This window comes from Roseibium sp. AWQ4_290, from assembly GCF_056160985.1.
In genome coordinates, this window is sequence record NZ_JBSWYG010000100.1 from 1 (window position 1) to 244 (window position 244).

Here is a 244-nt window from a genome sequence, read left to right on the forward strand (position 1 = left end):
ACCATCTTGAGCGCAATGACACGATCTTGATGCCGGGCGAAGCCTGCCTTCGGTGTGGCGGCAAGCTGAAGACACTGGGTGAGGACATTACCGAAGAGCTGGAATATGTGCCTGGCCGGTTTATCGTGAACCGTATTGTCAGACCGCGCCTGTCCTGTTCTTGCTGCGAGAGAATTGTTCAGGCGCCCTTGCCATCGCGTCCGATTGAGCGTGGACGGCCGGGAGCGGGACTTTTGGCGCATGT

General features: G+C 58.2%; 1 protein-coding gene. It reads left to right on the top strand.

What is annotated here, in order from left to right; translation table 11 throughout:
• Positions 1 to 244: IS66 family transposase zinc-finger binding domain-containing protein (locus ACXAH0_RS25305; RefSeq protein ID WP_475196101.1), on the top strand; the 244-nt coding region annotated here is incomplete at both ends.